Raw genomic sequence first — 9,114 nt, 5'->3', positions numbered from 1 at the left:
GGGCTGCGCGATGGGGGGTGCGGCTGCCGCGGGTGCGGGGGCTCGGCGGCCTCGGTGGAGCGCCCCGACTCAGCCGATTCCCTCCGTCGCGCAGTTGCCCTGGGGACCCTGGACCCGGCAGTTCGGGCCGAGTGCCGGGACGGCGGCCGGCTCCCGCCGCATGGGCGCACCGGCCATCGGCACCGCGCCCTGCCCGATGGAGGCGCTCGGCCGCACCACACCGCCGTTCGACTCGGTCGGACCGGCCGGGGCGACCGGCTCGGTGGCCCCGCCGGACCGCGCGGCCCCGCTGGGGTGCGCGGAGGCACCCGGCCGCGCGGCGGCACTCGGCTTCGCCGACCCGCTCGGCTTGGCCGTACCGCTGGGCTTGGCCGCGCCGCTCGGCTTGGCCGCAACGCTCGGCTTGACCGCGCCGCTCGGCTTGACCGCGCCGCTCGGCTTGGCGGCGCCGCTCGGCTTGGGCGTACCACTCGGCTTGGCGGGCAGCGAGGGACCGGTGGACCCGGTCGACTCCGCCGAGACCCCCGACCGCGCCGACACGCTCGGCTTCGCCGAGGTCGCCGGCCGCCCGGACTCCGCCGTCTTCTCCTTCAGCCGTTCCAGCTTCGTCAGCTGCTTGTCCAGGATCTTGCCCGGCACGCGGAAGCCGGCCGCGTAGTGCTTGAGGTCGAGGGCGGCGAAGAAGGCGATGGTCCGGCCGGACCGCACCGCGACCAGGTTCAGTACGACCCGCTGGCCTCCGGTGCGCGCGGTCATCGCGTAGCCGAGGCTCTCGTCGCCGCGCGCGCCGACGTCCACCGTGTGGACCTCGGTGTAGCGGGCCTTGTCCTGGCCGACCCGGGTCCCGAAGCCGGACCGGCAAGCGGCCGTCGCGGTCCGCAGGTCGGTCATGAAGCGCTGGGCGGTCCGCCCGGGGGCCTTGCCGGCGGCCTGCCGGTCCGGCTCGGCCGCGAAGGAGCTGAGACTGACGGTGACGAACTTCGACGGGTCGGCGGCCGCGACGATGCCCCGGCTGACCGTGTCCCGGGCGTCCGGGCCGGGCTTGAAGCCGGTGGACGCGGCGAGCGCCTCGCACGCGGGCTCGGCGGCCTTCGGCGTCCGGGTGCCGTCGTTCCTGCGGACGCTGATGGTGTAGCCCTTGAGGTCGCCCTGGCTGAGCACGTAGGGATCCAGCGGGGAGGCGGGCGCCGAGTCGTCCGGGCCGGTGGTCTCGGGGCTCGGCGCGGGGGTACCGGCCTGGTCTTTCGAGCAGGCCGCCGCCGATCCCAGCACCGCCAGGATCAGCAGGGTGGCCAGGGCCGCGCCGCCGCCCCGGGTGCCCGACCGTTCATCCGCCCGCTTGTCCACGCGCTGTCACCCCGCTGGTCGAACCGGTGTGATACCGGTGTGCGATCTTGACATACGGCAGGTGGGCCGCCTACCCATCGCGGGTGTGCGGCCCACCACGTGCTTCCCCATCAGATCAGAACGGGATCTGGGCCGTCGGCACCGGCGCGCCGGGCATCGCCCGGGTGAACTGCCCGACCGGAAGTCCGCCGATCAGACCGGCGTTGCCGCCGTTCGCCCGCCGCGCGGTGCCGGACTTCTTCCCATGCTCCTTGTGGGTGAACTTTCCGGTGAACTCGCCGTCGAACCCGTGCCCGCTCGGCACGGGCACCGGCATGGGGATGGCCGCGGAGGCGGATCCGGCGCCGGCGGCGAGCGCCGCGGCACCGAGGGTGATGGCACCGAGGGCCTTGAGGGTTCCCTGCTTCATATGCGTGACGTCCTTGTCGGCGATTCCTGAGCGGTGCCGCAAAGTAACCGCCGCCGCATCCGGACGGCAAACGCCGAAACGGCCGGGATTCTTATGACCCGGCCGTTTTTCATTTAACCGCGGGAGGTCCCGGGATTTCGGCGATCAGCCCTGGTCAGCGGCGGTGTCGCAGACCGTCGTGGGCACCTGGGTGACCGAACGGAAGAGCCATTCGGACTTCAGTTCGGCATATCCGGGCTTGATCACATCATTGATCATGGCAAGGCGTTCACCGAAAGGAATGAAGGCCGACTTCATGGCATTGACCGTGAACCACTGCATGTCGTCGAGGGTGTATCCGAAGGTCGAGACCAGGTGCTCGAATTCCCGGCTCATGTCGGTGCCGCTCATCAGCCGGTTGTCGGTGTTGACGGTGGCCCGGAAGTGCAGTCGGCGCAGCAGGCCGATGGGGTGCTCGGCGTACGAGGCGGCGGCACCGGTCTGCAGGTTGGAGGTGGGGCACAGCTCCAGCGGGATCCGCTTGTCCCGCACATAGCTGGCCAGCCGGCCCAGCCGCACCGAGCCGTCCTCGGCGACCTGGATGTCGTCGATGATCCGCACCCCGTGGCCCAGCCGGTCGGCGCCGCACCACTGGAGCGCCTGCCAGATGGAGGGCAGCCCGAACGCCTCGCCGGCGTGGATGGTGAAGTGGTTGTTCTCCCGCTTGAGGTACTCGAAGGCGTCCAGGTGGCGGGTGGGCGGGTAGCCCGCCTCGGCGCCGGCGATGTCGAAGCCGACCACGCCCAGGTCGCGGTAGCGGTTGGCGAGTTCGGCAATCTCCAGGGCGCGCGCGGCGTGCCGCATGGCGGTCAGCAGGGCGCCGACCCGGATCCGGTGGCCGTTCTCCCTGGCCCGACGCTCGCCCTCGCGGAAGCCCTCGTTGACCGCCTCGACCACCTCTTCGAGGGTGAGGCCCGCCTCCAGGTGCTGCTCGGGGGCGTACCGCACCTCGGCGTAGACGACACCGTCGGCGGCGAGGTCCTCGGCGCACTCGGCGGCCACCCGCACCAGCGCCGCACGGGTCTGCATGACGGCACAGGTGTGCGCGAAGGTCTCCAGGTAGCGCTCCAGCGAACCGGAGTCGGCCGCCTCGCGGAACCAGATGCCGAGCTTCTCCGGGTCGGTCTCCGGAAGGTTCTGGTACCCGGTCTCGCGGGCCAGGTCGACGATGGTGGCCGGGCGCAGTCCGCCGTCCAGGTGATCGTGCAGCAGCACCTTGGGGGCACGGCGGATCTGGTCGGTGGTGGGGCGTTCGTTGTACTCGCTCGTCATCTTCCGAACCATAGCCCCTACGCGCGTAGATCACCTCCGATAGATACGGAACAGTGACCACCGAGCGAGGGGGAGTACACCCGTGCTTCTGCCATCGTTCTGCCATGGCTCAGCAAACGTTGCCGGAACGGGGCGCCCGGCTGGGGCGCGCGATGGGCGCGGCGAGTGCGGGACGTACCGTGCACGGCGTGGTGCTGCTGCTCCCCGGGGGTGTCCCCGAAGGCACCGGGCGGCCCTCCCGATGGGCCGCGTCGCTGGTCCGGCCGCTGGCCCGCCGGCTGGTGCGCGCGGCCGGCGGAGAGGGGCTGACCGCGCATCAGGTGCACTACCGCTGCCGGGGCTGGAACGGCACCGCGGCCCACCCGGCCCAGGACGCCGAGTGGGCCGCCGACGAGGTGGTGCGCCGCTACGGCGACGTACCGATCTGCCTGGCCGGCCACGGCATGGGGGGACGCGCGGCGCTGCGGGCCGCCGGGCACCTCGCGGTCACCTCGGTGCTGGCCCTGGCCCCCTGGCTCCCCGAGCCGACCGCCGAACCGGATCCCGACCCCGTCAAGCAGCTGGTGGGCCGTCAGGTGCTGATCGCCCACGGCACCAACGACGCCGTCGCCGAGCCCGACCTGTCCTACCGGCTCGCCGAACGGGCGAAGAAGGTCAACCGCGATATCTGCCGCTTCGAGGTCCACACCGACCGGCACCGCCTGTACCAGCACCGCACCGAGGTACTGGCGCTGGCGGCGGACTTCCTGCTCGGCTCGCTCTTCCACCACGGCTTCTCCCGCCCGGTCACCGACGCGCTGGCGGCCCCTCCCCCGCTGGGCCTGCGGATGCCGCTGGCCGCGGGCTTCGGACGCAACCTGCCGCACGGCTGACGGCGGGTGGTCTGCGGCCCGCTTCCATGGTTCGGGCGCGGGTGAGCCGCCCCCGAGGGGGTCAGCCGCGCGCGAGGTGGCCGGCGTATTCGAGGCGTGGCCTGCGCGTGAGGTGGCCTGCGTCACGGCGTGGCCTGTGCGAGACGCGTCGCCTGCCTCGGACGCGGCCTGGGTCGGGTACCCCCACGCGGCCTGCGCGAGACCGGGCCTGCGTTCGGCGTGATCCGCCCAAGGACGTGGCCCACCCAGGACGTGACCCGCGTGGGGATACGGCCCGCGCTGAGGCGCGACCCGCGCTAGGACGTGGCCCGGGACGAGGCCGGCTGCCGGTCGGCGCCTTGGCCGGTCGGATCGCATTCGGCCCCGACGTCGGTCACCGCCAGGGACCGGGGACCGGGGCCGCCCTGGGTCGGCAGGGTCCGCTCGGCCAGGGCCTGCTCCAGGTGCTGGACGCGGTAGTGCTGCCTGCGCGCGATGCGTTGCAGGTCCATCACGACGCGGAGGAACTCGTCCATCTCCCCCGCTCGGCTGAGGATGTCGTCGGGCACCCTCGCGTCACCGCGCTGGGCGTCCTCCTCCTGTTCGAGCAGGGCCTGCGCCCATGCCCGGGTCACGGGCTTGAACTGGGTCGGGTGGTTGGCCACGATCCGGGCCCGTACGACGAGGTCGTTCTCGGCTGCCGCCACGTGCAGGCCGGTGTCCTTGTTGCGCGCCCCGAACAGCGGCTCGGCGATGTGGTGTGCGGTGAACCCCCGCTCTGCGCAGCCGATCCAGAAGTCCCAGTCCTCGCCGGCCCGCATGCCCTCGTCGTAGCCGCCCACGGCCGTCCAGACCTCGCGGCGGTACAGCGAGCAGTAGAACATGATCAGTCGTTGGAGCAGCAGTTCCCTGCTGTAGGGCGGCAGCGTCAGCACCTGCGGCGGCACGTCCTCCGCGTCGGTGAAGACGAAGAGGTCGGTGGAGGCGATCGCGATGCCCGGCTCGGCGTCGAGCAGGCCGGCGGTCTTCTCCAGCATGGTGGGGGCGATCACGTCGTCGGCGTCGAGCGGCAGGATGTAGCGGCCGTCCGCGGCGGAGATCCCGGCGTTGCGCGCGGCGGATACTCCCGCGTTGGCGCGGCGGAGCAGCCGCACCCGCCGGTCGGGGTGCCGGTCGATGAATGCCTGGGCCACGTCCGGGGAGTCGTCGGTACTGCCGTCGTCGACGATGACGATCTCCCAGTCGGCGAAGGTCTGCCCGAGCACGCTGTCCAGCGTCTGCGGCAGATAGCGGCCGTAGTTGTAGCAGGGGATGACCACCGAGACCGCGGGCGCTCGCTTGACACTCATCCGTCGTCCTTCTTCCCTTCGGGCCTTCAGGGGCGAGCACCGTGGTCCTCGCTTGCCAGGCGCCTGTTCAGACAGTCGGTACGGCCGGTCGGCCGGCCGGTTCCGACCAGTGGTGGGGGTGCACCACCTCGAGTCCGGGCAGGGCCCAGCAGGTGGTGCCCATGTCCTTGGCCAGGGCCGCCAGGCCCTCGGTCTCGATGAGGTGCCGGTACGGGACCGGTGGGAACACCAGGCCCGCCCGGTGCAGATCCGCCCGCACCAGCAGGACCGTGCCGCCGACCGAGTCGATGCGGACGAGTTCGTGGCCGCCGAGCTCGTCGAGGTGGGCCCTGCCGAAGCCCCTGGGGGGTTGCAGGATTCCGTCGCGAATCCACTGGGACCAGTTCAGGGCACGTGCGTCCGGGCGCAGGAGGAAGGTGTTGAGGTCGAAGCTGGGCCCGTTCGGCTCGCTGACGCAGTGCGGTACGACGATGTCCTTCCGCGCGGCCAGCAGCCGCTGGACGAGGTCGGGCGGGTAGCTGGTCACATCGACATCCACCCAGAGCACCCACTGCTCGTCGCTGAGCGCGCGGGAGAGCAGATGGTTGCGCACCCTGGCCAGCGCGGCCCTGCGCTCGCGCTGGACGCCCGGCTCCCAGCGCTGGCCGGGCAGGCGGACCCCGGCATGGTGGCGTACGAGCGTCACCCGGCGGTACCGCCGCTCCAGCTCCGGCAGCGCGCGCTGGAGCACGTCCCAGGTCTCGTCCTGGCTGTCCCCCTCCAGCAGGCCCAGGGAGATCGCCTCGTGCGGGTAGTCCAGACCGCGGAGGTTGTCGAAGTAGCCGGGCAGGAACCGGGCCGCGTCCTTGACCGGGGTGAGCACCAGGACCGAGGGGCGGTCGGCCACCGGCGCCGGGGCCGGCTCGCTGACCACCCACCTCGCCCGGTGCGTCCGCAGGTCGTCGGCGCCCGACCCGGCCCCCGCGTCCGTGCCGGGGCCCGCGTCGGTACGAACGCCGCTCACGGTCTCGGCCTCGGCCGGGGCGTCGTAGGTGACGTCGGCCTGGGTCGGGACGTCGGAAGCGGCCTCGACCCGGACCGGGACGTCGGAAGCGGCCTCCGTCGCGGCCGGGGCGTCGGAGGCGGCGTCCGTCGCGGCGGCGGCGAGGTCCGCCGGGTCGATGGGCAGCCGCGCGGCCATCGCCAGAAGCTGCTCGACGTAGTCACCGCCGGTCCACACCTGCGGCGCGACGTCGAAGATGCGCTGGAAGTGGGCGGGCTCGAAGGTGTTGTTCTCATGGCAGACATAGGTGTAGAGCTCCGGTACGTCGACCGAGACGACCCGGCTGTTGCTGACCACATGGGCCGCGACGGGAGTGTCCTCGCCGCGGCGTTGCTCCGGGTAGCGGGGCAGCGCCGACTTCGCGCAGAGCATGGTGCCCTCCCACACGCGCAGGTGGGAGACGGCGAGTTCGCGGCGGGCGGGCCGCCACAGCCGCTCCCGCGCGAGGAAGCACGCCTCGGCTCCCACCGCGAGGACCGCCGCCATCTGCACCTCGACCCGCTCCGGGTCGCACAGGTCGTCGTCGTCCCACTGGCACACGTACGCCCCGGTCGCCCGGTCCACGGCGATGTTGCGCAGGGCCCCGAGGGTTTGCCCGTCCGGTGGGAGCCGGTGGAAGCGGATGCGCGGGTCACCGAGGCCCCGGACGTGCCGTTCCAGGGTGTCGTCGCGGCTGTCGTCGACCACCACCAGCTCTTTCTCCTGGTAGGTCTGCGCCAGGAAGCAGCGGATCGCGCGCTCGGCCAGCGCGGGGCGGTCCTTGGTCACCATCAGGCAGGACACCGTCGGAGCCGGGGCGCCCGAGGCCCAGCGCAGACGCTGCGCCTCCAGGTCAAAGGCCCCGTCGGCGAGGGGGCGCAGGCCCTGGCTGGTCCAGAACCGCACCCTGGTGTGCTGCGAGGGCCGCGGCGCCCAGGATTCCTCCGCGGACCAGGAACCGGCCCCGTGGTGCACGGCGAAGGCCCGGTCCTGGTCGATCTCCGGCGGCCCGAACAGTCGGGCCGCCACGGGGTTCACCTTGGGGTAGAGCAGTTCCGGGCCCACCACGGTGATCGATCCGTCCTCGGGCGCGTTCTCCAGCGCCCGGGTGAGGAAGAAGGGGCCCGAGACATCCAGGGCGTCGGTCAGGGTGTGGGCGCCCACCAGCTCCCGGTGCACATGTGCCCAGAGGGGATGCCCCGGCGCGGAGGCGATGAACGCGTTGCCCACGATGCGGCGCAGGCCCCGCCGACGCGCCGACGGCAGGCGGGTGTGCGCGGGCGGCTCGCACCCGAGTACGAGCCGGCGTCCGCTGAGCAGCTCCCCCGTGGGGCGCAGGCACTCGACGTCCAGATCGGCGTACACACCACCGAAATGATCGACGAGAAAATACCGGATGACGTCGGCACGCATGACCGGGTTGGGATATCCGTCATAGATCGGAAGGAACCACGGGTAATGCTCCTCAAGAAAGGAGCGACTTTCCGCGTCCGTCCACAATCGGTATTCCCAACCCGGATGACGGCGCCTCCAGGAATCCACCCAGTTCTGCCACCGGGCGGGTACGTCGGCATCCACCCAGGCCTGATGGATCAGCTCCGGAATACTGCTCTGCTCGGACATCCGCTACTAGGCCCCTCCGTCATGTGACCGCGTTACCGGGCACAACGAAAGGCGAGAAGTCCGGCAGTGGGATCGCCCTCATCTTCACCTGTTCGGACGCCAGGAGCAGAGAGTTCCCGGAGCTTTTCTCCGGCATCCACCGGCCCCGCCGGCGTCAGCGCCTGATGTTGGCGCAGACGACGCTCGGACCCTCGACGGGGAAGAAGATCAGGTTGCCGATGGTGCTGACGGCAGCCTCGGAGCTGCAGCGGTTCGTCTGCGGGCCGTGGTGCTTCCCGAACGTCCGGTCGAAGTTCAGGCAGCTGACCGTCGGGCTGCCGATGGTGTCGTCGATGTCGGCGGAGGAAACACCGGTGCAGTTGTTGACCTGCGCTCCGGAATTCCCGCTATTCGTGCGGTGTCCGCCACCGCCGGCCTGCGCGGCACCCGCCCCGAGTACCACGGTTCCCGCGGCGGCGGCCAGGATTGCGGCAGTCCTACCAATTCCCATAGCGATCTCCAGATTCTCTTCGACTAGGTCGCTCGCCCAGATGCTTCCATGAACACCGAGCGACACAAAGCACCCACCGCGTGTTTTTCTCGCACCGCGGATCATCGGCGCCCACGGCCGCACCGGCAAACGATCGCCACACTCCAAGAGGCGATACCCCCATTCGAATACCCTCCCGTCCGACCGCACCATTCGCCGTGAAAGATCCGGTGAATGCACTGAAAATACCGGCGGATGCTCGATCCGGCGCGGGGACGGGGGCGTGACGCCGCGGCTCGCGGGTGAGGGGACCGGAAGGGACCCGGCCGCGGGCCTCCGGGCCGTACCGGACGAGGATGCCCCCGGACGGCCGGCCGCCGTTCCCCGCCCGGTGCGCTCCGGATGGGCGAGATGGACGGCCGGCCCGAACGCCCACGGCGGCCGGGAGGGGGAAGGGCCGCCGGCCGAGCCCTCGGCGCCTGATGTTCCCGCGTGTCAGCGCCTGATGTTCACGCAGGTGACGCTCGGCCCCTCGAACCGGGTCGGCAGGATCCGCAGGTCGCCCACGTTCCCCAGGGCCGCGTCCACCTGGCAGTCGTTCACCTGCCGTCCGCCGCCATGGGCTCGGCCCGAGGTCCGCTCGTTCACACAGGTGAGGTGCGGCCCGCCCAGGACGTTGACGAGGGAGACGCTGGTGCAGTTGTTGATCTGGTCCCCGCCACCCCCGCCGCTCC

8 protein-coding genes are annotated in these 9,114 nt (G+C 71.7%); 1 reads left to right on the top strand and 7 read right to left on the bottom strand.

Annotation, left to right across the window (positions count from 1 at the left end; all coding sequences use genetic code 11):
* Positions 1-69: 69 nt before the first annotated feature.
* The 3 genes from E4099_RS24090 to E4099_RS24080 all read right to left on the bottom strand — a co-directional run bounded on the left by E4099_RS24090 (position 70) and on the right by E4099_RS24080 (position 3,067).
* A complete protein-coding gene (locus E4099_RS24090) occupies positions 70-1,347 on the bottom strand; it encodes a hypothetical protein (protein ID WP_135341218.1) in 1,278 nt (425 codons plus the stop codon).
* A gap of 115 nt (positions 1,348-1,462) precedes the next feature.
* Positions 1,463-1,756 carry a hypothetical protein gene (locus E4099_RS24085; RefSeq protein ID WP_135341217.1) on the bottom strand — a complete coding sequence of 98 codons (294 nt, stop codon included), beginning with the start codon at positions 1,754-1,756 and terminating at the stop codon, positions 1,463-1,465.
* Positions 1,757-1,900: 144 nt separating this feature from the next.
* Complete coding sequence (locus E4099_RS24080; RefSeq protein WP_135341216.1) at positions 1,901-3,067, bottom strand: adenosine deaminase; 1,167 nt, start codon at positions 3,065-3,067, stop codon at positions 1,901-1,903.
* Positions 3,068-3,171: 104 nt separating this feature from the next.
* On the opposite strand from E4099_RS24080, the gene E4099_RS24075 reads away from it, so the two are divergent.
* Complete coding sequence (locus tag E4099_RS24075; protein WP_135341215.1) at positions 3,172-3,939, top strand: alpha/beta fold hydrolase; 768 nt, start codon at positions 3,172-3,174, stop codon at positions 3,937-3,939.
* Positions 3,940-4,235: 296 nt separating this feature from the next.
* Here the strand turns inward: E4099_RS24075 and E4099_RS24070 are convergent, their stop codons facing one another.
* From E4099_RS24070 to E4099_RS33170, 4 genes are all read right to left on the bottom strand, one after another.
* Positions 4,236-5,267: a glycosyltransferase family 2 protein gene (locus tag E4099_RS24070; RefSeq protein WP_135341214.1), complete on the bottom strand. Its 1,032-nt coding sequence runs from the start codon at positions 5,265-5,267 to the stop codon at positions 4,236-4,238.
* 67 nt (positions 5,268-5,334) lie between these two features.
* Positions 5,335-7,911 carry a glycosyltransferase gene (locus E4099_RS24065; RefSeq protein WP_135341213.1) on the bottom strand — a complete coding sequence of 859 codons (2,577 nt, stop codon included), beginning with the start codon at positions 7,909-7,911 and terminating at the stop codon, positions 5,335-5,337.
* 154 nt (positions 7,912-8,065) lie between these two features.
* Complete coding sequence (locus E4099_RS24060; RefSeq protein WP_135341212.1) at positions 8,066-8,401, bottom strand: hypothetical protein; 336 nt, start codon at positions 8,399-8,401, stop codon at positions 8,066-8,068.
* A 474-nt stretch (positions 8,402-8,875) separates the two neighbouring features.
* A partial coding sequence (locus tag E4099_RS33170) for a hypothetical protein (protein WP_167828461.1) occupies positions 8,876-9,114 on the bottom strand: 239 nt, incomplete at its 5' end.

Source organism: Streptomyces palmae (genome assembly GCF_004684805.1).
Lineage (GTDB): Bacteria > Actinomycetota > Actinomycetes > Streptomycetales > Streptomycetaceae > Streptomyces > Streptomyces palmae.
Note: the sequence above shows the minus strand (reverse complement) of the source record. Positions and strands in the feature narration are given on the sequence as shown.